We start from the raw sequence: 26,246 nt of genomic DNA, 5'->3' as shown, positions 1-26,246 counted from the left end.
ATGACCGACCCGATCGAGCTCGACCGCGATTACGACCACCACGGGGGCTTCCCGCGTTTCGTTCCTGCGAAGGTGGGGCCGGAGTACGGGCAGCTGCTCGAGGCCTTGCGCACGGTGCAGGATCTCGCGGTGTCCACCTCGTTGCCGGCCGAAGTGACCGAGGCAGCTGCGGACAAGGCTCGGGAACTGATCGAGCTGTTGAGCCCGCACGTGGTGGCCGAGGGACGTCAGACCGCCGGACGCGTTCCGAGGCTTCCGGGCCGAGGCTCGCTGTTGTTGATGCCGTGGATCATCGAGAAGATCGACGCAGACGGTGTCCGCAGCCGGGGCATGTTCCGCCGCTTCCACCTCGGGGGAAACTCCGCCGCGCACGGTGGCACGCTGCCCCTTCTGTTCGACGACCTCTTCGGCCTCATCCAGCACGCCTACGGCAGGCCCATCAGCCGGACGGCGTATCTGCACATCAACTACCGCAAGGTGACGCCGCTGAACACCGAGCTGGTCGTCGAGGGCGCGGTGGATCGGGTCGAGGGACGCAAGACGTTCATCAACGCTCGGCTCACGGATCTGGACGGCAACCTGTTGGCCGACTGCGAGGCGTTGATGGTGCAGTTGCTCCCGGGGCAGCAATGATCCCCCCGATCGACGACGTTCTGGACGGTGCGCATGTGCTCTCGATGCCGATGCGGACCAAGTTCCGCGGCATCACCACCCGTGAGGTGATGCTCGTTCGTGGCCCGGCAGGGTGGGGTGAGTTCTCACCGTTTCCCGAGTACGACGACGTCGAGTCGACCCCGTGGCTGGCGTCGGCGATCGAGGCCGCGTGGGACGGCCCGCCCAGCCCGCTGCGCCGACGCATCCCGGTGAACGCGACCGTCCCCGCAGTGGCGGCATCGGACGTGACATCGGTGTTGAGCCGGTCTCCCGGTGCCGAGACCGCCAAGGTGAAGGTGGCCGAGAAGGGGCAGACTCTGGCCGACGACCTCGCCCGAGTGCGTGCCGTGCGCGAGCTGGTCCCGCGGGTACGGGTCGACGCCAACGGCGGCTGGAGCGTCGACGAAGCGGTGGCCGCTCTGACGGCCCTGACCGCCGACGGTCCGCTCGAGTACGCCGAGCAGCCGTGTGCGTCGGTGCCGGAATTGGTCGAAGTTCGGCGTCGGGTGCCCGGGGTGCGGATCGCTGCCGACGAGAGCGTTCGCCGGGCCGAGGATCCGATGAAGGTCGTCCGGGCGGGCGGAGCCGACATCGCCGTGCTCAAGGTAGCCCCGCTCGGCGGGATGCGAGCGGTGCTCGAGCTGGCCGGAGAGCTGGGGGAGTACGGCGTGCCGGTGGTGGTGTCGAGTGCTCTCGATTCTGCTGTCGGTATCTCGTCCGGGCTGGCCGCAGCCGCTGCGCTGCCGCACCTCGAGTTCGCCTGCGGTCTGGGAACGGGCGCACTGTTCGTTCGAGACGTCGCACCCGTGCCGGAGGTGATCGACGGAACGTACCCGGTCGGCAGCCTCGAACCCGATGCCGAGGCCCTGATCGAGCTCGACGCCGACGCCGATCGCACGCAGTGGTGGATCGAGCGAGTTCGGCGCTGCCACGCCCTTCTGCGGTAGTCTTGCGCCCGGTCCGCGTGGGGCCGCTGACACATCTGGGAGGAACTTCGAAGTGGTTGCTGCACTCAAGGATTCACTGCTCGACGAGTCGAAGGCCGACGCTCTGCGCGTCGATGTCCTGGCACTGATCGACGCCGAGGTTGCGGACAAGAAGGGCGCGAGTGGACTCGCGGTCAAGGGGGGCTACGGCGCAGTGAAGAAGGTCGGACCGTCGTACATCGACAATGCGGTCTCGGCTCTGTGGCCCGATTTCGTCGACAAGCTGGATCCGTTCTGGCAGTCGTACAACGCTGCCCCGCAGGGCACGTTCGGTCAGTACCTCGCCGCCAACGGCGACGCCGCATCCGACGCGCTGCTCTCGGTCACCGATGCTCGCATCGAGGAGACCGACAAGTCCGTCGTGAAGAAGTTCTACGGCAGCCTGCGTGGCTCGGCGAAGAAGAACGTCACCGAGGCACTGCCGCGCGTGGGTGACCTGGTCGCCAAGCACGCCTGAGCGGCTTCGCCGCATGTGAGTGTGGAGCCCTCGGGTCGTTCCGCGGGCTCCACACTCACATGCGCGTAGCGCTCAAACGCTCCCAATCGGCTTCCGTCTGATCCGCGTACAGCTGCGCGAAGCGGCACAACGCCACCTCGAGGGCATCGGAATCTCCGGTGTATCCCGAGATCATCGACGCCCCACTCGTACGCGCGTGTCCCTTGGCCAGTAGCCGACCCACCACCCGTGCGTAGTCGACCAGTGCCGGCGCGTCGATCGACGACAGGTCGATGGTCCCCTTCATGTTGCGGAACTGCCGCACGTAGTACTGCCGTCCGGCGATGGTCGTCCAGCCCAGCAGCGGATCGCTGACGGTCTGCAGATCCTGCTGATACTCCACGACCCTCTGGCCCTGGTGATCGTGCCAGGCCGATTCGCCGTGCACGTACGGCGCGAGCACCGAGCGTCTGGCCTGCTTGAGCTGCAGGAACACGACGTCGTCCTCGCTGGTGCCCTCGAGCAGAGCCACGTACGCCCGCAGGCCGACGCTGCCGACGCCGACCACGCGGTGCGCCACGTCGATCAACGTGTATCCACCGAGCACGCGACGCCAGTGCGGGGTGAGGGTGAGCAGATACTCGTCCAATCCGACGGCCAGAAGTTCCTCGTCCTTGGCGGAGATGCGCGTGGTGATCGGCGGCTCCTCGACGATTCTGCGCTTGCCCTCGTGCTTCTCGGTGAAGCGCGGCAGAACGCGGTCACTGGTGCGTCGACGCGCCTTCTTGGTGGCGCGTTTGATCTCCTTGCGCAGCGAGCCCTCGGTGGCGTCGCGCTGCAGCTTCTCGGCCGTCAGACGCTGGAACGAACGCGACATCAGCGGCTCGTCGGCAAGTCGGGCCACCTCGATTCGGTACGCGGACACGCAGGCGGTGACGGCGTCGCGGCACTGATCCTCGGTGCGGCCGTTCTGCCGCCCGGCCACCCAGATGCTCGCGGCGAGGCGTCGTAGATCCCATTCCCAGGCTCCCGGGTGGGCCTCGTCGAAGTCGTTGAGATCGATGACGAGGTCACGTTCGGGGGAGGCGTAGAACCCGAAGTTGCCCAGGTGGGCGTCGCCGCTGATGACCGGGTTGATGCCGGTCGACGGCAGCATCGCCACGTCCCGGGCCATGACGATCGCCGTGCCGCGCAGGAATCCGTACGGCGACTCGACCATCCGCTCGAGGCGCGTCGGTATCAGCCATTCGATGCGGCCCTGGTGCGAGTATTCGATCTGCTTGACCGGGTCGGGTCGATCCGCCGGTGGGGTCCAATCGCCGAGCGAGGCGATCGGCACCTTTTCGCGTAGACGTCGTCCCAGTTCGTAGCGCTCGGCTCGGGGGAGCGGACGGGCGCGCAGCGAGGCGAACGACGCACCGTCGACCTCGACCGAGTCGGTGACGACTGTGTGACCTTTTCCCAAGCCGGACATGTGAGATGACACTAATCGAGTGCTATCCGGCGGCTTTACCGAACTTCCAGTATCCGGTGAAGCAGATGCTGGATTTCGGTACTGCGCGCTCGTTCACCAGGTATCTGCGCAGGCCGGTGGCCAAGCCCTGTTCGCCTGCCACGTACACGAACGGGGTGCCGCCGGGAAGTTCGGCTTTCTGCACTGCGGCCAGTGCCGCATCACCGGGTTTGGCATGCGGGTCGGTGCGCACGATCCACTTCAGCTCGACGCCCGGCGGCACGTGGTGCTGCTGGACGTCGGCCTCGGTGGGGACTTCGATGAACACCACGGCGCGCAGGTTTTCCGGTGAGGATCGCAGTATTCCGAGAATCGCCGGAGCGGCACTCTCGTCGCCGACGAGCAATTGCCACGAGGCATCGGTATCCGGGTTGTAGATGCGTCCCTCGTCGAGAATCGCGACGCGGTCCCCGGGAACGGCGCGTGCAGCCCACGACGACGCTGGGCCCGCGTGGCCGCCGTGTTCGGAACCGTGGACGACGAAGTCGACGTCCAGCTCCGCGCCCTCGCTCAATCGGCCCTGGCCTGCGGGGCGGAAGTTGCGGACGGTGTAGTTGCGGACAACCGGCTTGGTGTCCTTGGAGAAGGTCAGATACTGGGCGTACCAGAATTTCGAGGTCGAGCTGGGTATGCGGGGTTCGCGTTGATCCGGTTGTGGCAGGAACAGTCGGAACCACTGGTCGTAGCCCATGTACGCGTAGCTCGAGAGCGACTCGCCCCCGAGGGTGATCCTGACGAAGCCGGAACTGATCCGTTCGGCAGCGAGAACGTGCAGTCGGTAGAACGCCGGGTGCTCGGGTTTGAGGTACTTGGCCATGCCGGTGAGATTAGTGGACCCTAACTCCGAATGGGGGCGCGTCGATTCACTCGGGTCGACCATGCCGGTAGTGCTGGACGACCTTCGCTCCCATCGGCACCGCGAACAGCATCATGAACACCCGGATCACCTGCGCTGCCACGACGAACGTCACGTTCGCGCCGGTCGACGCGGCGATGGCAAGCACCGCGTACACACCACCCGGGGTGGTCGCCAGGTAGCCCTCGTAGCCGCTCGTCCCCGTCGCGGACGCCAGCCACAAGCCGAGCATCGCGCATCCGACGGTGACGGCGATGATCAACATCAGAGACGCGGGCAGGACCCGCGAGATCGACTTCAAGCTGGCGACGGTGAACCGCAGCCCCGCCTGCCATCCGATCACGATGTACGCCGCCCACAGCAGCAACGTCGGGACGGATGCGTCGAACGACACCCCGAGTACGTCGGCGAGCGTGGCGATCATCAGCGGGCCGAGCAGGGCGGGGGCGGGCAGCCGGATCGCCTTCGCCAGCATCACGCCGATGACGCCGCAGATCACGACGAAGGCGAGGTCGATCCACAGTGCCTCGTGCACGTCGGCGGTGACCGACGACTGTCCGGGTTGAGCGTCGAACACCAGGGTGGCGACCAGTGGCAGCGTTGTGGTCACCAGCACGACGCGGAGGTACTGCACCACCGCCACGACTCGTTCGTCGCCGCCGAGCTCCTGCGTGATCGCCACCAGTCCCGAGGCTCCGCCTGCGACCAGCGCCAAGGAACCGGTCAGTGAATCGATGTCTTTACGAAGCCCCAGCAGCGCGCCGGCCGCGATCGACAGCAACAGGGTGCCGATGCATGCCAGCAGTACCGGCAGCCAGGTATCGCCCAGCGAGCTCAGAGTGTCGCTCTGCACCAGCGTTCCGATCTCGACGCCGAGGATTGCCTGCGCCGCCATGCCGAGTCTGCGGGGGAGTGGCGCTCGCTCGGTTCCGGTCGTCGGAGCCCACCCGGCGAGCGCGAACACGATCGCCACCAGCAAGGCAACGAACAACGCAGCCGACGGCACACCGAGTGCATCGGCCCCGACGGTCAGTCCGACCGTGACGAGAACCAGCAGCAGCCAGCGAATCAAGAAGGTCGCTCGATTTCGCGAACCTCGGGCGGCAACCCCCACTCGGTGCGACCGAGGCGGCTGAGCGGGGCAATGGCGTCGAACTCGGGGAGGCCGTCCTCGGCCAGATATTCGGGACGCACCGACAGGGCGACGACAGTACCCATGACGACGAAGCAGTTACCCACTTCGACGACGCGATGCAACGTCGCCTCGATGGCGATCGGAGCGGCCGCCACGCGCGGTGGTGTCACGACGGTACTGGGCTCGCTCTCGATGCCGACGGCCTCGAATTCGCTGACACCGTGATCGAAGCTCGCCGAACTGCTGTTGACCTGATCCACCAACGGTGCCGTCGCCAGATTCACGACGAACTCGCCGGTGGCCTCGATGTTGCGAAGACTGTCCTTGCGGGTCACCGACGTGAACTGCACGACCGGAGGCACCACCGAGGACACCGTGAAGAAGCTGTAGGGCGCGAGGTTCGCCACACCGTCGGCCGAGACGGTGGAGACCCAGGCAATGGGCCGAGGTACCACCGAAGCGGTCAGGAGCTGGTAGAAGCGACCGGGAGCGACCTCGTCGGGCCGAAAGACTGTACGCACACCTTCATACTGTCAAAGCCCGGTTGCGGCGTCCGACCGACGCGTCTGACACTCTTGAAACTGTGAATCCGTCCACCGCACAGGCCACCGCAGTCGTCGACGAACTGGCGCGCAGCGGGATCCGAGACGTCGTGTTGTGCCCCGGCTCGCGGAACGCCCCGTTGGCGTTCGCGTTGCAGGAGGCAGACGTCGCAGGCCGCCTGCGGTTGCATATGCGGATCGACGAGCGAACCGCCGGCTTCCTGGCGATCGGCCTGAGCCTGGGGAGTGGTCAGCCCGTCCCGGTGGTGATGACGTCGGGAACCGCGGTCGCCAATCTGGGGCCTGCCGTACTCGAAGCGAACTACGCCCGCATTCCACTGATCGTCATCAGCGCCAACCGCCCGTACGAGATGCTCGGCACCGGTGCCAACCAGACCATCGAGCAGCTCGGCCTGTTCGGATCCCAGGTGCGCGCGACGATCAGCCTCGGGCTCGCCGAGGAAGGACCCAAGCAGAACAGTCAGTGGCGCAGCGCCGTCTCCCGCGTCATCGCGGCTGCGCGCGGAGCACGATCCGGCAACGCCGGGCCGGTGCACTTCGACATCCCACTGCGTGAGCCTCTGGTGCCTGCGATCGGCGACCCCGGCGCGCGACCGGAGGGTCGGCCCGATGGAATGCCGTGGACCTCGACCACCCAGGCGACACTCGACGTTCCCGTCGAACTGGATCTGACTGTCGACACCGTGGTCGTCTCCGGTCACGGCGGTGCCGTGCGTCCGGAGCTGGCCGGGTTGCCGACCGTCGCCGAGCCGACCGCACCCCTGCACGGAATCCCGTTGCATCCCTTGGCTCTTGCGCAGTTGAAGCCGCGCCAGGCCGTGATCACCGGGCGGCCGACGCTGCATCGACAGGTCTCGGCTCTGCTGGCCGACCCTGCAGTCGACGTCATCGCGCTCACCACCGGACCGCGCTGGCCCGACGTCTCCGGCAACGTCCTGGCCACCGGCACTCGGGCGGTCACCACCGGCGCGCCCGACCCCGCCTGGATCGCTCGTTGCGCCGCTCTGTCCGAGAGAGCCGAACAGGCTGTGCACGAACAACTTTCAGAGCATCCCAAGCCGACGGGACTGCATGTTGCCGACGTGGTGATGTCCGCCCTGCAGCCAGGTGACCAGCTGGTGCTCGGAGCGTCCAATCCCGTGCGCGACGCGGCCCTGGTGGCGACACCGAACCCCGACGTGAAGGTTCTGTCCAACCGCGGCGTGGCCGGTATCGACGGCACCGTTTCGACGGCCATCGGTGCCGCGATGTCCGGAAAGCGGCGCACTGTGGCACTTCTCGGCGATCTGACGTTTTTGCACGACGCGGCCGGCCTGCTCATCGGCACCGGTGAACCTCGACCTGACGACCTGACGATCGTCGTCGCCAACGACGACGGCGGCGGCATCTTCGAGCTCCTCGAACAAGGCGACCCGCAGTACGCGGGTGTGTTCGAGAGAGTGTTCGGCACGCCTCACGGCATGGACCTCGGCGCACTGTGCGGTGCCTACCGCGTGGAGCACCACCTGGTCGACTTGGCCGATCTGGCAACCGAACTCACCGGCCATGCCACGGGAATCAGGGTGCTGGAAGTGACCACGGAGCGATCGGGACTGCGCGAGCTGCACGCGGCCATCAGGGCGCGGCTCTAGACGTCGTTCTTGCCCGGCCGAATCTTCGCTGTGAAGGAGAACCTGTGACGGGTGCATTCGAGGTGCTGCTGGAGGACGACCGCGCTCAGCTCGAGGCGTTCATCGAGGACTACCGGAGAGCGCTCGATGCGACAGTCGATGGTCTCACCGAGGAGCAGGCGCGCGCACGGTTGGTTCCCTCTGCCACAACGCTTCTCGGCTTGCTCAAGCATGTGACATGGATGCAGCGAGTGTGGTTCGAGGAATGCGTCGGGGGTGGGTCCAGGGTTGCCCTCGGTCTGGTTCGGAGTCCCGCGGAGTCCTTCGTCGTCGAGGACGGCGACACCATCGCCGGTGTCGTCTCGGCGCACAGGCAGGCGTGCGCAACTGCCCGAACCGTCGTAGCCCCATTGGCGCTGGATGCCATCGTGACGGGACATCACACCGGGCCTCGTACCGTGCACTGGGTATATCTGCAGGTGCTCAGGGACCTGGCCCACCACTGCGGCCATGCGGACATCCTTCGGGAACAGATACTCGCGGGCCGAGGCGGACCGGTGAGCCTGGGGTCGGACGGATCGCCCGCGTTGCCCGCGAGCGCTGAGTGACGCTGGCGTCATGACCCGTCCTGTACTGAATGCGTCCAGGATCGAGCTGCGTCCGATGACCCTGCAGCACTTGCCCTTCCTGCACGGTCTCGACTCCGACCCTGTGGTGATGGAATTCCTGCTCGGGCGTGCGCGTACATCGAACGAGATCGATGACTTCTGGGCACCACGGTGCGCCGAGAGGATTGCCGACGAAGCGGGCCTCGGGTGGTGGGTCGGCTTCGAGAACGACGACTTTCTCGGTTGGTGGGATCTCGGACGAAGCTCCCCGGCACCCGATGTGCCCGTGAATTTCGATGAGGCCGAGATCGGCTGGCGGTTGATGCGTCGGTGCTGGGGGCGGGGCCTGGCCACGGAGGGTGCGTTGCTCCTTCTCGACTACGGATTCAGAACGCTTGAACTGCAGCGCATCTGGGCTGAGACGAAGGCAGTCAACCTTGCGTCACGAGGAGTGATGCGCAAGATCGGGATGCGTCACGTACGCACCGAATTCCGAGCGTGGCACGATCCGCTGCCCGGCGCGGATCAGGGCGAGGTGCTCTACGAAATCACAGCGAGGGAATGGAATCGACGACAGACCAACGGTCTACCCGGCGGGCAACCTGATTGACCGTCCGAGGCGTACCAATACGCGAACGGCACAGTGTTCAGGGCGTGCTGTGCAGTCGGGTCCGAATCGCCTCGCTACGGCGAGTCCAGAGATGGTCTTCCTCCACATCGGGACGAGCTGCTTGACAGAGGGGCAGCGAGTCGGCCGTGACCGGAAGTACCGACACGTGAAGCGCAGGAGGGTGCTCGCCAATCGGAAGGCAGCGCGACGATTCGTTATCCATGCGTGCCCGCAGCTGTTGTGTCAGTGCGGGTCAGGCGTCTCGATGACGGTCTGAGACAGATTCTCTGGCAACGTTTGGCGTTGTGGCGGGCCTCCGCCCTCGATCCGGCGGAGGGATCGTTGGGGGATGGCGACGCGGGGCGAGAATCAGGGTGCTGGAAGTGACCACCGAGCGATCGGGACTGCGGGATCTACACGCAGCGATCAGGGCGCGGCTGTAACGCGTGGTAGGTCGTCAGCCCTGTTGCGCCGCAACCCATTCGAGGGTTTCGCCGGTTTCCTGATCGATCATGTCCTTGATCATCTTGTTGATCAGGTCCTCGATCTTGCCGCCGACGAGTGGAATCTTCACCGTCGATTCGCCCTTGACGATCAACTTCGCACCGGTTCCGTCGGGTCGAAGAGACAGCGTGCCGTTCACCTTGGCCGGTAGACCGGTGGTGCCGCCGATGAGGGTTCCCTCGGCATGGTCGCCCTCGAGCGGACCCCAGTGATCGGTGCGGGAGACGATCAGCTTGCCCTTGATGACCTTCGTGACGAAGCCGGGGAGTTCGGAGGTGCCGACCTCTTCGGTGATGTCGACCGTCAGACCGCCGTCCTCGTGCTTGGTCATTTCGTACCCGTCCGTCTTCTTCGCCTTGGCGAAACGGGCTGCCCACTGGGCCTCGCTGGTGAGTGCTGCGTGCACGTCGGCGGGGGGATTGGACGATTCGACGGTGAACTCGAAGCTGCGCGACATGAGTGCAGACGCTACCCGAGCGGCGTCGCGTCGGCTGCGAAGTAACCTGATCGCTGTGACCGCTACCGACAGAGCCAGCCGAACGCTGTACCGGACCCGGCTGGTCGTGCTCGTGGTCGCCGGCGCGATTTCGGTCCTCGCCGTGCTTCTGGTGGTCGGAGCCTGGCGCAACGACGTCACCATCGATTCCGACAAGGGCACCGCCACCGCCGAGGTGCTGTCCGCGGGCAAGCTGCGCTCGGCCGTCAGCTTCATCACCCCCGACGGCGTGACACACAACCCGGCGCTCGGCGTGCTGTACCCCACCAACCTCATCGCCGGTCAACGCATCGAGGTCGAGTACTACAAGGCAGACCCGGACGTCGAACTGGTGCGCGTCGCCGGCCGCGACGCTACCGTCGCTATCGTTCCGGCCGGGTCGGTCATCGTCGTCACCTGGCTGATCGCCGGGCCGGTGCTGTTCTGGTTACGACGCAAGGAGGCCCGGAATGCGTAATGCCAAGCAGTGGATCATCGCAGCCCTCGCCGCGGTGGCCGGGTTCGCGCTGATGAACTTCGGCAACATCGCGTCCTCGATCGTGATCTTGGTGCTCGCGGTTGGGTTCGTTCTCGCCCTGACGACGCCGGTGCTGTACCCCCGGTCCCTGTCCGACGACGCCTCGCGCACTCTGGCGACTCGGAATTCGGTGCCGTTGGTCTACTGGCGTCCTGGATGCATCTTCTGCCTGCGGTTGCGCGTAGCGCTGTTGCTGCGCGGAAAGAAAGCCGTGTGGGTGAACATCCGCAAGGATCCGGCAGGAGTGGAGCCTGCGGAACGACCATTCGACGCTGCGGCCGCGCGGGTTCGGTCGGTCAACGACGGCAACGAGACGGTCCCGACCGTGTTCGTGGGCTCCGAACACCGCACCAACCCCGATCCGTCGTGGGTGCTCGCGCAATTCGTGTGACGTTGGCCCACACGTAACGTTGTCCATACCTGGCCGACTGCGGGGCCGCCCACACTGAGGACCGTGCGAGTAGCCATCGTTGCGGAATCGTTCTTGCCCAACATGAACGGCGTCACCCACTCGGTGATCCGTGTCCTCGAACACCTCGACAAGACGGGGCACGACGCCATCGTCATCGCCCCGGACAATCCGTCCGGCCCCAGAGCCGCGACGTGGCACGACGACGTTCCGGTGCACCGGGTGCCGTCGATCATGGTCCCCAAGGTCAGTTCGCTGCCCGTCGGAGTGCCGGGCCTCGGCATGGTCTCGGCGATGCGTGCCTTCGCCCCCGACGTCGTCCATCTCGCGTCACCGTTCCTGCTCGGAGCAGGCGGTCTCGCCGCCGCCAACCGACTGGATGTGCCTGCTGTTGCCGTCTACCAGACCGATGTCGCCGGTTTCGCCGCCAGTTACGGCCTCGGCCTGACGTCCAAGGCCGCGTGGCGCTGGACGAGGAGACTGCACCGCGGCGCCGCCCGCACCCTGGCACCGTCCACCTCCGCCGTCGACGCACTGGAGCTGCACGGAATTCCGCGCGTGCACCGATGGGCCAGGGGAGTGGACGCCGTTCGATTCGCGCCTTCGGCCGCGTCGGCCAGCCTTCGCGACCAGTGGGGAGCCGGCGACAAACTGATCGTCGGCTTCGTGGGAAGGCTCGCCCCCGAGAAGCACGTCGAGCGGCTCGCCGTCTTGGCCACCGACCCGTCGATCCAGCTGGTGATCGTCGGCGGCGGACCCGACACAGCGGCGTTGCAGACCCTGATGCCCGGCGCGATCTTCACCGGACAACTCGGCGGCGACGAACTCGCTCGGGCCTACGCCAGCTTCGACATCTTCGTCCACCCCGGCGAACACGAAACCTTCTGCCAGGCAGTCCAAGAGGCCCTCTCCAGCGGCGTCCCCGTCATCGGACCCGACGCCGGGGGCCCGCGCGACCTGGTCTCGCACTGCCGCAACGGATACCTGCTGCCGGTCGACAAGTTCACCGAGCTGCTGCCCAGTGCCGTAGGTGCCCTCGCCGAACCCACCACCCGGGCACGATTCGGCGACGCAGCCCGCAAATCCGTTCTGCACCGAACCTGGCCCGCCATCTGCGACGAACTGATCTCGCACTACTACGACGTGCAAGGCATCACAGCGCCGCAGGCAGTGAACGTTGCTTGAGTAGTCTGGACCCTGTGGCCCAGACATCACGCGCAACCCTGGCAAAAGAGCCCCACGAGGTGGCGTCGATGTTCGACGGCGTCGCCCGTCGATACGACATCACCAACACCGTTCTCTCGTTCGGGCAGGACCGCAGTTGGCGCAAGCTCACTCGACGAGCGTTGGATCTGAAACCCGGCGAGCGTGTTCTCGATCTTGCTGCAGGTACCGGTGTCTCCACCGTCGAACTCGGTCGCAGCGGAGCCTGGTGCGTGGCCACCGATTTCTCCAAGGGCATGTTGCAGGCCGGATTGCAGCGAGGTGTTCCGATGGTCGCAGGCGACGCGATGGCGCTGCCCTATGCCGACGCCAGCTTCGATGCAGCCACCATCTCGTTCGGCCTCCGCAACGTCTCGGACTTCGATGCCGGACTGCGCGAGATCGCCCGCGTCACCAAGCCCGGCGGCAGGCTCGTCGTCTCGGAATTCTCCACGCCGGTGTTCGGTCCGTTCCGCACCGTGTACATGGAGTACCTGATGAAGGCATTGCCGAAAGTCGCACGCGCGGTGAGCAGCAACCCCGACGCGTACGTCTACCTCGCCGAGTCCATCCGCGCTTGGCCGACGCAGGAACAGTTGGCGCAGCGCATCGCCGACGCCGGCTGGACCGACGTGCAGTGGCGCAACCTCACCGGCGGAATCGTCGCGCTGCACAAGGCAACTCGACCGTAACGCTGTTCACGAGAACGGCGGCCGGGAATCGACTTTCAACGATCCGCTTCCCGATGCCCGCCACGTGCGCGCGACGAGGTCGCTGTCGGCCTCGGTGATCAGGTTGCCCATGCAGCGGACTGCAACTTTCATCAGCGCCCGCGAGCGCATGCCCACCGGTCCCGCAGCCGGTAGGAATCTCGGCACGGTCAACAGTCCGGCGAGGCGTCGGGCGATGGAGAAGGCCTGCCCGTAGTGCTCGCGCAACAGACTCGGCCACGCGTCGGTGAGGTCGGGGTGATCGAGCAGGTCGACGACCATACGACCGCCTTCGAGTCCGTAGTCGATGCCCTCGCCGTTGAGTGGGTTCACGCAGGCTGCGGCGTCGCCGATGATGGCCCAGTTGGTGCCCGCGATTCCCGAGACCGCGCCGCCCATCGGCAGCAGCGCCGACGCCACCGAGCGCAACTCCCCGCTGAGGTCCCATTCGCCGCGGCGCTGGTGGGTGTAGAGGTCGAGTAGGGGGCGCAGCGCTCCTGGTGCCGGCCGCTTGGCGGTGGCCAAGGTGCCGACGCCGATGTTGATGGTTCCGTCGCCCAACGGGAAGACCCAGCCGTAACCGGGCTGCAGAGTGCCTGCGGCGTCGCGTAATTCGAGGTGCGAGCTGATCCACTCGTCGTTGCTACGGCCCGAGTCGATGTAGGCGCGAGCAGCGACGCCGAATGCGGTATCGCGATGCCATTGCCGCCCGAGTTGCTTGCCCAGAGTCGAGCGGACACCGTCGGCGACGATCAGTGTGCGGCAGGAGATCTCGTGTGCACCGTCAGCGGTCTGAAGGGTTACCGAGCGGACCGAAGTGCCGTCGCGGGTGACGGCGACGGCCTTGGCTCCCTCGGCCATCACGGCTCCGGATTCGACTGCGGCGACGCGAATCCTGTCGTCCAGTTCGGTTCTGGGAACCGCACTTCCGATGGTCGGCAGTGATCTGCTCGGCCACTCGAGTTCCAGTTCCTGCCCGAATCCGCTCAGTCGCAGTCCTCGGTTGCGCGCTTTGCTGCGCACCCACTCGCCCAGACCGAGCTGATCGAGCTCGGCGACGGCACGTGGCGTCAACCCGTCACCGCACGTCTTGTCGCGGGGGAACACTGCCGCGTCGGCCAGGACGACGTCGCGACCGGATCGCGCGGCCCATGCCGCAGCGGACGATCCTGCGGGGCCCGCGCCCACGACCAGAACGTCGGTCGTGGTGGGTGGGGCGGGGTGGGGAGTGCTCACGTGTTCCAGTATCCCGACTTCTACGAACGGGTGCGTCGAGGGCCTCCGGTCGAGGCCGTACGAACGCGTGGTGGTGGCCGTGCGTGACGTCGGCTTCCAGCGAGAACTCGCGGTCACCAGCAGACTTCCGCACGTGATCCTGCTCGACGCTCTGATGACTGCACCGACCGACGCATCGGGCGACAGGGCGTCGGCAGCGATGGCCGTGACGCTCGAAGTCATCTCCGGCAACCTCGGTGAGTGAAGCGTCACCTGTGGTCGGTGACACCGTCCCACCGGTGTGCACGCTAGGTTCACTACGGTAGAAGGCGAGCAGCGGCGCTTCGCCGCTGCCGCCGGCATGTCGACGACAGGACAGGGACCAACATCGTGAGTACAGACGACGCTGCCGTAGCAACGGTCGTTGCCGGAGTCGACCTGGGTGACCCGGAGCTCGCGCGATCCGTCGCCGACGGCCTCGCACGCGTCGAAGAACTGATGATCAGCGAACTCTCCGACGGTGAGGAGTTCCTCACCGAGGCCGCGCTGCACCTGGCCAAGGCCGGCGGAAAGCGATTCCGGCCCCTGTTCACCGTGCTCACCGGCCAACTGGGACCGTCGCCGACCGATCCGGCGATCGTCACTGCGGCCACGGTCGTCGAACTGGTTCACCTGGCGACGCTCTATCACGACGACGTCATGGACGAGGCGTCGATGCGTCGAGGTGCCGAGAGTGCGAACTCACGCTGGGGCAACAGTGTGGCGATCCTCGCGGGCGACTACCTGTTCGCGCATGCGTCTCGTCTGGTGTCCACGCTCGGACCCGACGCCGTCCGCATCATCGCCGAGACCTTCGCAGAACTCGTCACCGGCCAGATGCGCGAAACCATCGGGGCCAAGAGCACCGACGATCCCGTCGCGCACTACTTGAAGGTCGTGTGGGAGAAGACAGGCTCGCTCATCGCCTCGTGCGGACGCTTCGGCGGAACGTTCTCCGGCGGCGATGCCGAGCATGTGGGACGCCTCGAGCGCCTCGGTGACGCCGTCGGTACCGCCTTCCAGATCTCCGACGACATCATCGACATCTCTTCGGCCACCGAGCAGTCCGGCAAGACTCCCGGCACCGACCTGCGGGAGGGCGTACACACTCTGCCGGTGCTCTTCGCGCTGCGCGAAGAAGGTGCCGACGGCGATCGACTGCGCGAGATCCTCGCCGGTCCGGTCACCGAGGACGCTCTGGTCACCGAGGCTCTGGAGCTGCTCCAGCGTTCACCCGGCATGGTCTCGGCCAAGAAGACACTCGGCGAATACGCCGCCCGGGCACACGCAGAACTTGCACTGCTGCCACAGGGCCCGGCCAACGATGCACTCGGCCGGTTGGTGAATTACACCGTCGAGCGCGTCGGGTAGTCGGCTCGGACTTCGGCCGGGAACTGCCGGTCGGGGTGGTTTCGTTGAATCGGGTAGTAACACCCGGTACGAGGAGGCACCTTCAGACATGAACGGTTACGCGAACGGCGCGAAGACTTTCGGCCTGCTGGTCGGGATGTCGGCGCTCATCGTCTTCATCGGCTCGCTGTTCGGTAACGCGGCCATTCTCATCGGCTCCATCGTGTTGGCAGTCGGCGTCAACGGTTACGCGTACTTCAACAGCGCGAAGATGGCCTTGCGGTCGATGCATGCCGTGCCGGTGAGCGAGCTCGAGCAGCCGGCGATGTATCGGATCGTGCGGGAGTTGGCGACGACGGCTCATCAGCCGATGCCCGCGCTGTACGTCAGCCCCACCAACAACCCCAACGCGTTCGCGACAGGACGCAACCCGCGCAATGCAGCGGTGTGCTGCACCGAGGGCATCCTGCGCATCCTCGACGAGCGCGAACTACGCGCGGTGCTCGGTCACGAACTCTCGCACGTCTACAACCGAGACATTCTGATCTCGTCGGTGGCGGGAGCGATGGCTGCTGTCATCTCCGGCTTGGCCAACCTGGCCTTTTTCGCCAACATCTTCGGCGGACGCGGCAACGGAGGCCCGAACCCGATCGCGCTGCTCCTGGTGTCGATGCTGGGGCCCATTGCGGCCACCCTGGTTCGGCTGGCCGTCTCCCGTTCGCGGGAGTACCAGGCAGATCAGTCGGGAGCCGAGCTGACCGGAGATCCGCTGGCCCTCGCGTCGGCGCTCCGCAAGCTCGAGCAGGGGGTGCAGTTGGCACCGTTGCCGCCCGAGCCGCGGTTGGCGGCGGAGTCACATCTGATGATCGCCAATCCGTTCCGCATCGGCGACAAGGCAGGGCAGTTGTTCGCCACCCACCCCCCGATGGCCGACCGCATCGAGCGCCTCGAGCGGATGGCCGGCCACCGGCCGTACTGACGCCGAGCCTGCGGAACGACCCAGGGGAGAAGCCGCTCTAGCGGTAGTTGACGAACTGCAGTGCGATGCCGAAGTCCTCGCTCTTGAGCAGCTGCTGGATGGCTTGCAGGTCGTCGCGCTTCTTGCTGCTCACGCGCAGTTCGTCGCCCTGGATCTGGGCCTTGACGCCCTTGGGGCCGTCGTCGCGGATCTTCTTGGAGATCTTCTTGGCGTTCTCGGTCGTGATGCCCTGCACGAGCTTGCCGGTGACCTTGTAGACCTTGCCGGACGCGGCCGGCTCGTTGGTCTCGAAGGCTTTGAGGGAGACGTCCCGTCGGATCAGCTTCTCCTTGAACACGTCGAGGGCGGCCTTGACCTTCTCCTCGGATTCGGAGGTGATGACGATGGTCTCGGACTCGCCGCTGCCGGACCATTCGATGCTGGTGTCGGATCCACGGAAGTCGAAGCGGGTCGCCAGCTCCTTCGCGGCCTGTCCGACGGCGTTGTCCACTTCCTGTCGGTCGACCTTGCTCACTACGTCGAAGGACGAATCAGCCACTTCTCACACTCTCCAGTCGAATCGAAAATTTGATTTTGCGGTGGTGTCGGTCCACATCCCGCTGGGACTTTATCGGCCCGCTACCGACCGTATCCACCCGGTTTGCGTTCCGGGGGGACGTTCGTTGTATTCTTCTCACCGCGCCGAAGAGCAGTACGGGCTTCGATCGCATCACGGCAGATTGCCCGAGCGGCCAATGGGAGCGGACTGTAAATCCGTCGGCTTATGCCTACGTAGGTTCGAATCCTACATCTGCCACACCTGGAACCCCGGCGAGGATTTCTCTCGCTGGGGTTTCCATGTGAAGAGGGACCAGAACGGCTCGCTGACCACGCAATTTGGTAGTCGGCGCTCGGAATGTGTAACCTCTTGAAGGCTTCAGCGCACGGCAACATGCGTAGTTGCTCGCCCCCTTAGCTCAGTCGGTAGAGCGTTTCCATGGTAAGGAAAAGGTCAACGGTTCGATTCCGTTAGGGGGCTCGCTGGATTGGATGGCTCGACGTCGCGTTCCCCGCGTGGGATGGTGGACGGTGAGCACCTGAGGCGGTGTAGCTCAGTTGGTAGAGCAAACGACTCATAATCGTTGCGTCGCCGGTTCAAGTCCGGTCACCGCTACACAGTAGGCAAGCACGACCAGTAGCACTCATGAACAGTCCTGATTGACCCTGATCAGATTTACCCGAAAGTAGGCGTCCAGTGGCCTCCTCCACCGATGTGCGGCCCAAGATCACCTTGGCCTGCGAGGTTTGCAAGCACCGCAACTACATCACCAAGAAGAACCGTCGGAACGATCCCGACCGCATCGAGCTGAAGAAGTTCTGCTCCAACTGCGGCACGCATCGGGCTCACCGCGAATCTCGCTAGTCCGCTCGGCTCGCTGGTTCGCAGTTCCGTTCAGCAGTCGGCGCCCGGCGTTAGGACACACTTCTCCACCTAACGGCTCTTGCGTCCAGGGTAGAAAAGGTTGTCTTTCCGTGTCACAAGCTCCACAGGATGTCCCGGCCATGGATGTGTCCGCTCACGCGGCGTCCATGGTCGGTTTTCATTATCGCGTCGACGACTTCTACGAGGTCGGCCGCGAGAAGGTTCGTGAGTACGCGCGTGCGGTTCAGGATTTCCACCCCGCGCACCACGACGAGGACGCAGCGAAGGGCCTCGGTTACGACGGTCTCCTCGCGCCCTTGACCTTCATTTCACTGGTGGGCATCATCGCGCAGACGCGGATGTTCAAAGAGGTCATCACCGGTTACGACCCGAGTCAGATCCTGCAGACCGATCAGCGACTGGAATTCCACCGGCCGATTCAGGTCGGCGACCGGTTGATCTGCGACGTCCACCTCGAGTCCTTTCGTCAGATGAGTGGCAGCGACATCATGACCACCAAGAACATCGTCACCGATCAGAACGGTGAGGTCGTCCAGACGACCTGGACGACCATCGTGGCCCGTACCGGTGGCGAGATCGACGAGAACATCGCGCACGCGGTCAAGGAAGTGATCATGCATGGCGCTTCGTAATTTCGGCGACGTGTCCGTCGGTGACGAGCTTCCCGAGCGCATCGTGTCCCTGACCCGCGGCGACCTGGTGAACTACGCAGGCGTGTCGGGCGACCCCAATCCCATCCACTGGAGCGACGAAGTCGTCGAGTTGGCCGGACTGGACAACGTGATCGCGCACGGCATGCTGACGATGGGTCTCGGTGCCGGCTTCGTCACCTCGTGGCTCGGCGATCCCGGTGCGGTCACCGAATACAACGTGCGCTTCACCAGCTCGGTGTACGTCCCGGCGGACGCTGCGGCGTCGGTCGAGTTCACCGGCAAGATCAAGTCGATGGACGACGAGAAGCGCACTGCGACCGTCGCCATCGTCGCGAAGTTCGAGGGCAAGAAGATTTTCGGGAGAGCCACCGCAACGGTGCGCTTGGCCTGAGCATGGTCGATCCGGTCGAGGTAGTTCACGGCCGGGACGACGGGATTTATCTGTTCCGAAGGGTGTGCAGTACACTGAGATTTCTGGGGTAATTCGGCGCTCTGCGCTGCCCGCGTCCTCTTCCCGGGGGTGCGTAGGCCGCGTGTACGAGCCGGATGGACACCAGAGCGGCCGAGAAGTTTCGGCCGAAGGGGCGTAGCTCAATTGGTAGAGCAACGGTCTCCAAAACCGTAGGTTGCAGGTTCAAGTCCTGTCGCCCCTGCCCAAGGTGTCAGCAACTGAGAGGAACGACGTGAGCGAGGAGCGCGGTAAGCGCGACGGTCGATCGGAGGAGGAGTTCGAGAACTCCTCGGCCTCGGACGACGTCGCACCTGGCTCCGAGGGCCGTCCTTCCGATGCTGATACCACTGCCGGTGAATCCGCTGCAGACGCCGTGGTACCCACCGGCAAGCGATCCACCAGCAGGTCCCGCGGTAGTGCCTCGGGCGTGTCGATGTCCAAGGCTCCGGCCGCATCCACCGCGCCGGCCAAGGCCAAGACCGGTAGGACTCGATCGGGCAAGGTCAAAGCCGACAAGCGGCCGAACGTGTTCCTGCGTCTGCTGCAGTTCTTCCGTGAGGTCGTCGCCGAGCTTCGCAAGGTCATCTGGCCGAACAAGAAGCAGATGGTCACCTACACCAGCGTCGTGCTCGTCTTCCTGACGTTCATGGTCGCCTACATCAGTGGCCTCGATCTGCTCTTCATTCAGGGCGTCGGCTGGCTGTTCGGCTGACCGATCGCAGCTGCGTGACATATCGACGATCGAACCGAGCAGGAAACTAGAGAAAGGGTGCTGACGTGAGCACGCCGCACAACGACGCCACCGAAGTGGCCGCATTCGACGCCGATGTCGAGGCGACCAAGCAGGGCCTCGAAGCGGAGCAGGCCGCTCAGGACCGCGAGACCGACGAAGCCATCAAGGCCGACGTCGCCGCTGCTACCGGTGAGGATGTCCCCGCCGAAGACGGCGAGACCGCCGATGCAGATGTGACAGCCGAGCCCGAGGATCCCGTTGCCGAGATGAAGGCGGCTCTGCGCCGCGCTCCCGGTGACTGGTACGTCATCCACTCGTACGCAGGCTACGAGAACAAGGTCAAGGCCAACCTCGAGACCCGCGTGCAGAACCTCGACGTCGGTGACTACATCTTCCAGGTGGAAGTTCCCATCGAAGAGGTCACCGAGATCAAGAACGGCCAGCGCAAGCAGGTCAACCGCAAGGTTCTGCCCGGCTACATCCTCGTCCGCATGGAACTCAACGACGAGTCCTGGGGAGCTGTCCGCAACACGCCAGGCGTCACCGGTTTCGTCGGTGCCACCTCGCGGCCGTCACCGTTGACCATCAACGAGGTCGTCAAGTTCCTCATGCCGCAGGAAGGTGCCAAGAAGGACGCGAAAGCGACCGCAGGCGCAGCGGAGCAGGGCGGCGACACCACGTCGAAGCCCACCATCGAGGTCGACTTCGAGGTCGGCGAGTCGGTCACCGTCATGGACGGCCCGTTCGCGACCCTCCCCGCCAGCATCAGCGAGGTCAACGCAGAGCAGCAGAAGCTCAAGGTGTTGGTATCGATCTTCGGCCGTGAAACACCGGTCGAGCTCGGCTTCACCCAGGTCTCCAAGATCTAGAAGCCGACCACACAGACTTGCAGTAGCAACCGCAAGAAACCCGAGCGAATACAAGGAAAAAGAAATGCCCCCGAAGAAGAAGAAGCTAGCCGGGATCATCAAGCTTCAGATCCAGGCCGGTGCCGCCAACCCGGCACCGCCCGTCGGCCCCGCACTGGGCCAGCACGGCGTCAACATCATGGAGTTCTGCAAGGCGTACAACGCCGCGACCGAGTCGCAGCGCGGAAACGTCGTGCCGGTCGAGATCTCGGTCTACGAAGACCGCACGTTCGACTTCAAGCTGAAGACTCCTCCCGCTGCCAAGCTGCTGCTCAAGGCCGCAGGCGTGGCGAAGGGCTCCGGCGAGCCGCACAAGACCAAGGTCGCCAAGGTGACCATGGACCAGGTGCGCGAGATCGCCAAGACCAAGCAGGAAGACCTCAACGCCAACGACATCGATCAGGCCGCGAAGATCATCGCCGGCACTGCTCGCTCGATGGGCATCACGGTCGAAGGCTGATTCTCAGCCTCTCCAAGCATCACACGTGGGAGAGCCGGCCAGGCTCGTCAACCACACTGAACTCGAACGAAGGACAGTAAGACATGGCAAAGCGCAGCAAGGCCTACCTCGAGCAGGCCGCAAAGATCGACCAGGACAACCTCTACTCGCCTCTCGAAGCCGCGAAGCTGGCCAAGGAGACCGCGTCGAGCAAGTTCGACCCCACCGTCGAGGTCGCAGTGCGTCTCGGCGTCGACCCTCGCAAGGCCGACCAGATGGTGCGCGGCACCGTCAACCTTCCCCACGGCACCGGCAAGACCGCTCGGGTTATTGTTTTCGCCGCTGGTGAGAAGGCTGCAGAGGCCGAGGCAGCAGGAGCCGACGTCGTCGGCGCAGAAGATCTGATCGAGCGCATCCAGGGCGGATTCCTGGACTTCGACGCCGCGATCGCCACCCCGGATCAGATGGCCAAGGTCGGCCGTATCGCCCGTGTCCTCGGACCGCGTGGCCTGATGCCGAACCCGAAGACGGGCACGGTCACCAACGATGTGACCAAGGCCGTCAACGACATCAAGGGCGGCAAGATCAACTTCCGCGTCGACAAGCAGGCCAACCTGCACTTCGTCATCGGCAAGGCCTCGTTCGACGAGACCAAGCTGGTGGAGAACTACGGCGCAGCGCTGGACGAGATCCTGCGTGCGAAGCCGTCGTCGGCCAAGGGTCGTTACGTCAAGAAGGTCACCGTCTCGACCACCACCGGACCCGGCGTCCAGGTCGATCCGAACCGCACGCGCAACCTCCTCGAGGACGACGCGAACGCGTAATCAGCTCAGCACCACTGCGAAGGCCGGCACCGATCCATCGGGTGCCGGCCTTCGTCGCGTGATGGGGTCCGTCTCGCCTACGCAGCCCGCGCCCGCGCGAAGTTCGCCAGGATGATGCCGGCGATGCGGTCGAGCAGTGCGGCGGGCAGGTCGTGGGCCATACCGTCGATCAGAGTCAGCTCGGCGTCGGGGACGGCGCGGGCGATGGCCTTACCGCCCGACGGCCGCACCAGTTTGTCGGCGGTGCCGTGGATGACGGTGGTCGGCGCCGTGATCTTCTTCGCGTACGGCCGCAGGCTGCCGGTGCCGGTGATGGCAGCCATCTGACGGACGACTCCGGACGGGTTGTAGTTCCGCTCGTACATCACCTGCGCGATCTCCAGTTGCTCCTCGAGCGGAGTGCGGTAACCGGGGGAACCGATCGCGGCGAGCGTCTTCGCCGAGTGCGCGATGATCTCGTCCCTGGTGGCGTCCTTCCCGACTCCGCCGATGAGGGGCAGCAGCGCGCGCGGATCGGGCGGCGGCAGAAACGGCTCGTTGGTGCTCGAGAAGAGGATGCCGACCGACTTCGTTCGTCCGGGATAGCTTCCGGCGAAGACCTGGGTGATCATCCCGCCCATCGAGGCACCGACGACGTGCACCGAGTCGATGTCGAGATGGTCGAGCACGCCGACGGCGTCGGCCGCCATGTCCGTGATCGTGTACGGCACGTCCGAGGACATCCCGAACTCGTGCCGGATCAGGCGCAGGATCTGGGATCCTCGGACTTTCTGCCCGGTCATCTTGGTGGACAAACCGATATCGCGATTGTCGATTCGGATCACCCGGTAGCCGGCGTCGACGAGGCGGGTGCAGAAGTCCATGGGCCACAACGTCAATTGCGCGGACAGGCCCATGATGAGTAACACTGCGGGATCGTCGATCGATCCCATGTCCTCGTACGCGATCTCGACGGAGTTCGTCGGCGCGACACCTTGTTCGATTCTCATGTTCTCGTTCCTACCAGCCGGGCTCACCGAGTACCGGAACCACCAGGTAACTCGGATTCTTCGGATCGATGTCGATGTCCTGTCTGCGCAGCCGCGTACGGACCAGATCCGGCAGGATCGGGATGAACCGCGGTGCGTCGGTGGCGAATACGCTCACGCGTAGGCGGTGGCCGGACGCGATGACGGCCTCGGTGGTGAGGATGTCGATGTCGAGGGCGATGGGTTCGCCCACGGGTACCGGGAGCAACGCTGCCTCGGTGAGTGGATGGTACGGACGGGTGTAATCGCCGTTCGGGGTGAACAGCGATCGCTCGTCGTCCACGGCTCGGCGTGAGGCGAGCAGGGCTCCGTTGCTGAGCACGATCGATCGGCCGCTCGGGGCGACGTCGCAGATCATGATGGCCCACATCGCTTCCGGTGCATGGCAGACGACGCGTAGGTGCAGGTTCATGGGGCCGGACAGGACGGTGTCCGACTCGGCAGGGGCGGTGGTGAAGGTGACTGCTGCGCCCTCGGCGAATCGATTGTCGTAGGTGAAGCCGCCGCCCAGGACTGCCGTCACACCGGCGAGAACCTGTGTGGTGTCGCGAGATACGACGGCTCGCAGTGACGGGCGAACCGTCAGGACGTCGGATTCGGCGGCCGGTTCGCCGGTGAGGCTGCCGTCGGCGACGGCATGGGGCGCGGTGCCCGAAGCCGCTGCCGACAGGTAGAGCCGGCGGGGTTGCGCCCGGGGAGCCGGAAAGCGTCCGTGCGCAGTCCAATTGCCACCCTGCTGACGCAGGGTGACGGGGCCGTAGTTCTCGATTCCGTTGTCCACGTCGCGTAGCCACTTGTCGAACCAGGCGCGCTCGAGTACGTCCAGGCGAGGCGGAAAGCCCGGTTCGCCGAAGCCGATTCCCGGGTTGCCGTGGTAGCCGTCGCCGACGAGCAACTGCTTGAATCCGCGTTCGAGAGCGAGTCGATTGTAGATGTCCGGTGCGGAACCGCCGAAGATGTCGTGCCAGCAGCCGTACAGAAATGTCGGTGCCGCGATGTCTTCGATGACGGCATCGATGGTGTCGTAGTACTCGTTGTCGTAGATTCGCGGATCTCCGCCTGTGACAAAGCCTTTGGCCAGGTCGAACAGATTCGTGGCCGGTGATCGAACGCGATCGCGGAGCCAGGCGAGCGTGTCGACTCCGCCTACCGCGGGTGCCCATTTGAGCCCGTTGACCGCCGCGAGCCACAGTGGAATGAACGCCGAGGTGGCCCCTCCGGTGGCAAAGACTTCACGCACGATATCCACCGAGCCCTCGACCGCGAAGATCGCGTCGAGCCCGGCGGGCTGCTTGGCCGCGGCCTGCAGCGCATTGATCGCGGAGTACGAGATGCCGGCCATCCCGATCCGGCCGTTGCACCAATACTGGCGTCGGGCCCACTCGATCACCTCGAGCGAGTCGAGCTGTTCCCGGGGACCCAGCACGTCCCAGGTGCCCGAGGAACTGCCGGTTCCGCGGACGTCGACGATCATCTGGACGTACCCGCTGCGCACGAGATGGCGGTTGACCGAAAGCAGGTCGGCAGCCCCGCCCGCCACCACTCGGGTGATCTCGGTGATGCCGTCGAATCTGGTTCCGGTCAGGTCGAACGCGGACGAGAAGGTTCTGATGGCACTGCCGAGAACCGGGGTCTCGAGGATGGTGTCGATGCCCTTGATCAGCAGCTTGTTGTAGGGCGTGAGGTTCAGGACGGTGGGAAACGTGCCCTCGACCGCGCGTCCCGACGCGTCCGCGGGGCGAAAGACGTATGCGCGCAACGCCGTCCCGTCGCTCGTCGGGATGCGCACGTTCGCCGTGATGGACACGCGAGGGTAGCGCGGTTGCTCGCGCACGATCTCCGCCCACGCCGCTGCCGCGTCGCCGCCGCTGGGATCGCGTACGGGTTGCAGGAGGGGGTGGGGCTGCACGGCAGTCATGAAGATCGATTAGACCTTCGAACGACCCTGTTTGTCCTGCGGAACGCGGATCGGTCGTAATCTGCTCCAACAAATGTCGTGCACAGCTGTGTTTTGTTGGGAACCCTCTCAACAAAAGTTGAGTGACGCTATGGGGGGTACCAGACTTTTCCGGTCGGCGAGTCGTGAGCCCGCGGGATTGCTACGTTCTGGCGGTCCGAAGTGACATGGGACACCGATCGTTGCAGGGGAGCACGAATGCACGTAGAAGCACTGTTCGGAGACGGATCGTTGCGTCCGGTCTGGCCGCACGCGGATGCGCTGATCACCAATGAATGCCCGGGGCTTCGCTTCGCCGGTAAGTACGCGGACGTCGTTGCCCTGAGCAACGGTGATCCCACTGCGCTGCGGCCCTTCATCGACGAGGACACCCGCCGACGGGTAGCGGCGATGGCACCCCCGGTGACCGAGACCGCGCTGGTGTTCGGGGCCAACGGCTTCCTCGGCGCCCACCTGATCGGTCGACTGACGCGTGATGCGGCGGTGGAGATCGTCTACGCGATGGTTCGTCCCACCGAGGAGGAAACAGCCCTCGAGCGTCTGCAGCGCACCTTCGACCAGTACGAGATCGCGGTGGACGCAGACAAGATCCGCATCGTCGAGGGCACTCCCACGAAATTCCGGTTCGGTCTCGACAAGACCGCCTACTACGACCTGGCTGCCGGAGTGGGACAGATCTTCAACTGTGCCAGTTCCACCGATTACACCGAGAGCTACGCCGAGCTGCGCGACGACTGGTTCGTCAGCGTGCTGCGCATCCTCGAATTCAGCATCACCTCCACCCGCAAGCATCTGACGTACGTGGGCAGTATCGGTGCCCACCTCTATCAGAAGCCCGAGGATTTCCGTCGTCCCGATTCGTGGTGGTACTCCGGGTACGCGCAGATGAAGTGGGTCAACGCAACGCTGCTCGGGTGGCTGTCGATGTCGGACACCTACTCCGTCACCCTGTGCGAGGCTCCTTACATCCTCGGAAGCACCGAACTCGGTCGTGATCCGGGCCGGGTCTACAGCTTCTGGCGCATCATCGAACTGGCGATCGCGGCCGGTGCCATCTGGGAAGGCCCGGGGATGAACTACGTTCCGGTCGACGTGATGTGCGACGTCATGGCGAGCAACTCGTTGCGCAGCCATCCTCTGACGAGGCTGTTGCCGAGCAATCCCACCGGCTACGGTCACGATCTCTACGCCGACCTTCTCGGGCTCGATCTGGTGAGCTGGGAGGAGTTCAAGGAGCGCGTCAGCGCGCGCATCTCTCCTCGATTCGCCGAGACGATGCTGGCCGACAACATCGATCAGCTCATGCGCCTGGTGCACAAGCCCGAGGCGATCCTGCCCGTCGACCACGACATCTCCTGGTGCGATCACCGCCGACTCTTCGAGCTCTACTTCGAGAAAGCACAGCTCAAGACGCTCACGCCCGCCGCCGTCAACTGA

General features: G+C 65.2%; 30 protein-coding genes and 4 tRNA genes. 25 read left to right on the top strand and 9 right to left on the bottom strand.

Going from position 1 to position 26,246, the window contains the following annotated elements:
* Genes ABZ677_RS00770 through ABZ677_RS00760 form a run of 3 tightly spaced genes read left to right on the top strand, consistent with a single transcriptional unit; the run spans position 1 to position 2,097 of the window.
* Complete coding sequence (locus ABZ677_RS00770) at positions 1 to 633, top strand: PaaI family thioesterase (protein ID WP_037187079.1); 633 nt, start codon at positions 1 to 3, stop codon at positions 631 to 633.
* On the top strand, positions 630 to 1,601 hold the full coding sequence (locus ABZ677_RS00765; protein WP_358366246.1) for an o-succinylbenzoate synthase: 972 nt from the start codon (positions 630 to 632) through the stop codon (positions 1,599 to 1,601). The genes ABZ677_RS00770 and ABZ677_RS00765 overlap by 4 nt, the downstream gene beginning before the upstream one ends.
* Positions 1,602 to 1,653: 52 nt before the next feature.
* Positions 1,654 to 2,097 carry a hypothetical protein gene (locus tag ABZ677_RS00760; protein WP_037187084.1) on the top strand — a complete coding sequence of 148 codons (444 nt, stop codon included), beginning with the start codon at positions 1,654 to 1,656 and terminating at the stop codon, positions 2,095 to 2,097.
* A gap of 55 nt (positions 2,098 to 2,152) precedes the next feature.
* On the opposite strand, the gene ABZ677_RS00755 is transcribed toward ABZ677_RS00760, so the two are convergent.
* Genes ABZ677_RS00755 through ABZ677_RS00740 form a run of 4 tightly spaced genes read right to left on the bottom strand, consistent with a single transcriptional unit; the run spans position 2,153 to position 6,101 of the window.
* A complete protein-coding gene (locus ABZ677_RS00755) occupies positions 2,153 to 3,550 on the bottom strand; it encodes a DUF2252 domain-containing protein (RefSeq protein ID WP_037187086.1) in 1,398 nt (465 codons plus the stop codon).
* A gap of 22 nt (positions 3,551 to 3,572) precedes the next feature.
* Positions 3,573 to 4,406, bottom strand: a complete 834-nt coding sequence (locus ABZ677_RS00750) for a siderophore-interacting protein (RefSeq protein WP_358366245.1) — start codon at positions 4,404 to 4,406, stop codon at positions 3,573 to 3,575.
* A 46-nt stretch (positions 4,407 to 4,452) separates the two neighbouring features.
* Positions 4,453 to 5,517 (bottom strand): AbrB family transcriptional regulator, encoded by a 1,065-nt coding sequence (locus tag ABZ677_RS00745; RefSeq protein WP_094631953.1) that lies wholly within the window; start codon positions 5,515 to 5,517, stop codon positions 4,453 to 4,455.
* Positions 5,514 to 6,101, bottom strand: a complete 588-nt coding sequence (locus tag ABZ677_RS00740; RefSeq protein ID WP_037187092.1) for a flavin reductase family protein — start codon at positions 6,099 to 6,101, stop codon at positions 5,514 to 5,516. The genes ABZ677_RS00745 and ABZ677_RS00740 overlap by 4 nt, the downstream gene beginning before the upstream one ends.
* Before the next feature lie 62 nt (positions 6,102 to 6,163).
* Between ABZ677_RS00740 and menD the strand changes: the two genes are divergently transcribed.
* The 3 genes from menD to ABZ677_RS00725 are packed head-to-tail and all read left to right on the top strand — an operon-like array spanning position 6,164 to position 8,971.
* Positions 6,164 to 7,774 carry a 2-succinyl-5-enolpyruvyl-6-hydroxy-3-cyclohexene-1-carboxylic-acid synthase gene (gene menD, locus ABZ677_RS00735; RefSeq protein ID WP_094631951.1) on the top strand — a complete coding sequence of 537 codons (1,611 nt, stop codon included), beginning with the start codon at positions 6,164 to 6,166 and terminating at the stop codon, positions 7,772 to 7,774.
* 44 nt (positions 7,775 to 7,818) lie between these two features.
* A complete protein-coding gene (locus ABZ677_RS00730; RefSeq protein ID WP_358366244.1) occupies positions 7,819 to 8,361 on the top strand; it encodes a DinB family protein in 543 nt (180 codons plus the stop codon).
* Between the two features lie 10 nt (positions 8,362 to 8,371).
* Complete coding sequence (locus ABZ677_RS00725; RefSeq protein WP_358366243.1) at positions 8,372 to 8,971, top strand: GNAT family N-acetyltransferase; 600 nt, start codon at positions 8,372 to 8,374, stop codon at positions 8,969 to 8,971.
* A gap of 457 nt (positions 8,972 to 9,428) precedes the next feature.
* Here ABZ677_RS00725 and ABZ677_RS00720 read toward each other — a convergent pair whose 3' ends face one another.
* Complete coding sequence (locus ABZ677_RS00720) at positions 9,429 to 9,932, bottom strand: DUF2505 domain-containing protein (RefSeq protein ID WP_094629483.1); 504 nt, start codon at positions 9,930 to 9,932, stop codon at positions 9,429 to 9,431.
* 55 nt (positions 9,933 to 9,987) lie between these two features.
* Here ABZ677_RS00720 and ABZ677_RS00715 point away from each other — a divergent pair, with 55 nt between their 5' ends.
* The 4 genes from ABZ677_RS00715 (at position 9,988) to ABZ677_RS00700 (ending at position 12,792) form a co-directional block, all read left to right on the top strand.
* Positions 9,988 to 10,428, top strand: a complete 441-nt coding sequence (locus tag ABZ677_RS00715) for a hypothetical protein (protein ID WP_045201015.1) — start codon at positions 9,988 to 9,990, stop codon at positions 10,426 to 10,428.
* Positions 10,421 to 10,879: a glutaredoxin domain-containing protein gene (locus ABZ677_RS00710; protein ID WP_358366242.1), complete on the top strand. Its 459-nt coding sequence runs from the start codon at positions 10,421 to 10,423 to the stop codon at positions 10,877 to 10,879. The genes ABZ677_RS00715 and ABZ677_RS00710 overlap by 8 nt, the downstream gene beginning before the upstream one ends.
* 63 nt (positions 10,880 to 10,942) lie before the next feature.
* Positions 10,943 to 12,082, top strand: a complete 1,140-nt coding sequence (locus ABZ677_RS00705; RefSeq protein WP_358366241.1) for a glycosyltransferase family 1 protein — start codon at positions 10,943 to 10,945, stop codon at positions 12,080 to 12,082.
* A gap of 14 nt (positions 12,083 to 12,096) precedes the next feature.
* Positions 12,097 to 12,792 carry a demethylmenaquinone methyltransferase gene (locus tag ABZ677_RS00700; RefSeq protein WP_082073920.1) on the top strand — a complete coding sequence of 232 codons (696 nt, stop codon included), beginning with the start codon at positions 12,097 to 12,099 and terminating at the stop codon, positions 12,790 to 12,792.
* Between the two features lie 6 nt (positions 12,793 to 12,798).
* On the opposite strand, the gene ABZ677_RS00695 is transcribed toward ABZ677_RS00700, so the two are convergent.
* Positions 12,799 to 14,046 (bottom strand): geranylgeranyl reductase family protein, encoded by a 1,248-nt coding sequence (locus ABZ677_RS00695; RefSeq protein ID WP_358366240.1) that lies wholly within the window; start codon positions 14,044 to 14,046, stop codon positions 12,799 to 12,801.
* Positions 14,047 to 14,125: 79 nt separating this feature from the next.
* On the opposite strand from ABZ677_RS00695, the gene ABZ677_RS00690 reads away from it, so the two are divergent.
* The 3 genes from ABZ677_RS00690 (at position 14,126) to htpX (ending at position 16,393) form a co-directional block, all read left to right on the top strand.
* The gene (locus tag ABZ677_RS00690) at positions 14,126 to 14,290 is read left to right on the top strand and encodes a hypothetical protein (RefSeq protein ID WP_358366239.1); all 165 of its coding nucleotides are present in this window, start codon (positions 14,126 to 14,128) and stop codon (positions 14,288 to 14,290) included.
* 125 nt (positions 14,291 to 14,415) lie between these two features.
* A complete protein-coding gene (locus ABZ677_RS00685) occupies positions 14,416 to 15,435 on the top strand; it encodes a polyprenyl synthetase family protein (RefSeq protein ID WP_008713814.1) in 1,020 nt (339 codons plus the stop codon).
* Positions 15,436 to 15,523: 88 nt separating this feature from the next.
* Positions 15,524 to 16,393: a zinc metalloprotease HtpX gene (gene htpX / locus ABZ677_RS00680; protein WP_358366238.1), complete on the top strand. Its 870-nt coding sequence runs from the start codon at positions 15,524 to 15,526 to the stop codon at positions 16,391 to 16,393.
* Positions 16,394 to 16,430: 37 nt separating this feature from the next.
* On the opposite strand, the gene ABZ677_RS00675 is transcribed toward htpX, so the two are convergent.
* A complete protein-coding gene (locus tag ABZ677_RS00675; RefSeq protein ID WP_358366237.1) occupies positions 16,431 to 16,931 on the bottom strand; it encodes a YajQ family cyclic di-GMP-binding protein in 501 nt (166 codons plus the stop codon).
* A 175-nt stretch (positions 16,932 to 17,106) separates the two neighbouring features.
* On the opposite strand from ABZ677_RS00675, the gene ABZ677_RS00670 reads away from it, so the two are divergent.
* The 11 genes from ABZ677_RS00670 to rplA all read left to right on the top strand — a co-directional run bounded on the left by ABZ677_RS00670 (position 17,107) and on the right by rplA (position 21,824).
* A tRNA-Tyr gene (locus ABZ677_RS00670) sits at positions 17,107 to 17,189 on the top strand.
* Between the two features lie 149 nt (positions 17,190 to 17,338).
* Positions 17,339 to 17,411: transfer RNA gene (locus ABZ677_RS00665), tRNA-Thr, on the top strand.
* Between the two features lie 62 nt (positions 17,412 to 17,473).
* A tRNA-Met gene (locus ABZ677_RS00660) sits at positions 17,474 to 17,546 on the top strand.
* A gap of 81 nt (positions 17,547 to 17,627) precedes the next feature.
* Positions 17,628 to 17,795 (top strand): 50S ribosomal protein L33, encoded by a 168-nt coding sequence (gene rpmG / locus ABZ677_RS00655; RefSeq protein WP_027498281.1) that lies wholly within the window; start codon positions 17,628 to 17,630, stop codon positions 17,793 to 17,795.
* 140 nt (positions 17,796 to 17,935) lie between these two features.
* Positions 17,936 to 18,448 (top strand): (3R)-hydroxyacyl-ACP dehydratase subunit HadA, encoded by a 513-nt coding sequence (gene hadA / locus ABZ677_RS00650; RefSeq protein WP_052047287.1) that lies wholly within the window; start codon positions 17,936 to 17,938, stop codon positions 18,446 to 18,448.
* On the top strand, positions 18,435 to 18,860 hold the full coding sequence (gene hadB / locus ABZ677_RS00645; protein WP_037187111.1) for a (3R)-hydroxyacyl-ACP dehydratase subunit HadB: 426 nt from the start codon (positions 18,435 to 18,437) through the stop codon (positions 18,858 to 18,860). The genes hadA and hadB overlap by 14 nt, the downstream gene beginning before the upstream one ends.
* 189 nt (positions 18,861 to 19,049) lie before the next feature.
* Positions 19,050 to 19,122: transfer RNA gene (locus tag ABZ677_RS00640), tRNA-Trp, on the top strand.
* 30 nt (positions 19,123 to 19,152) lie between these two features.
* On the top strand, positions 19,153 to 19,632 hold the full coding sequence (gene secE / locus ABZ677_RS00635) for a preprotein translocase subunit SecE (protein WP_037188687.1): 480 nt from the start codon (positions 19,153 to 19,155) through the stop codon (positions 19,630 to 19,632).
* A gap of 65 nt (positions 19,633 to 19,697) precedes the next feature.
* Positions 19,698 to 20,522: a transcription termination/antitermination protein NusG gene (nusG, locus tag ABZ677_RS00630; protein WP_037187113.1), complete on the top strand. Its 825-nt coding sequence runs from the start codon at positions 19,698 to 19,700 to the stop codon at positions 20,520 to 20,522.
* Between the two features lie 64 nt (positions 20,523 to 20,586).
* Entirely contained in the window at positions 20,587 to 21,021 is a 435-nt protein-coding gene (gene rplK / locus ABZ677_RS00625; RefSeq protein WP_008713829.1) for a 50S ribosomal protein L11, read from the top strand.
* Between the two features lie 83 nt (positions 21,022 to 21,104).
* Positions 21,105 to 21,824 (top strand): 50S ribosomal protein L1, encoded by a 720-nt coding sequence (gene rplA, locus ABZ677_RS00620; protein WP_027498276.1) that lies wholly within the window; start codon positions 21,105 to 21,107, stop codon positions 21,822 to 21,824.
* Between the two features lie 77 nt (positions 21,825 to 21,901).
* On the opposite strand, the gene ABZ677_RS00615 is transcribed toward rplA, so the two are convergent.
* Both ABZ677_RS00615 and ABZ677_RS00610 read right to left on the bottom strand, forming a co-directional pair.
* Positions 21,902 to 22,813, bottom strand: coding sequence for an alpha/beta hydrolase (locus ABZ677_RS00615; RefSeq protein ID WP_358366236.1), 912 nt, complete (start codon positions 22,811 to 22,813; stop codon positions 21,902 to 21,904).
* A 10-nt stretch (positions 22,814 to 22,823) separates the two neighbouring features.
* Positions 22,824 to 24,770: a CocE/NonD family hydrolase gene (locus ABZ677_RS00610; RefSeq protein ID WP_358366235.1), complete on the bottom strand. Its 1,947-nt coding sequence runs from the start codon at positions 24,768 to 24,770 to the stop codon at positions 22,824 to 22,826.
* 237 nt (positions 24,771 to 25,007) lie between these two features.
* Between ABZ677_RS00610 and ABZ677_RS00605 the strand changes: the two genes are divergently transcribed.
* The gene (locus ABZ677_RS00605) at positions 25,008 to 26,246 is read left to right on the top strand and encodes an SDR family oxidoreductase (RefSeq protein ID WP_094631941.1); all 1,239 of its coding nucleotides are present in this window, start codon (positions 25,008 to 25,010) and stop codon (positions 26,244 to 26,246) included.

Source organism: Rhodococcus sp. NPDC006774, assembly GCF_040636045.1.
Taxonomy (GTDB): Bacteria; Actinomycetota; Actinomycetes; order Mycobacteriales; family Mycobacteriaceae; genus Rhodococcoides.
This window is presented reverse-complemented; position numbering and strand designations above follow the sequence as displayed.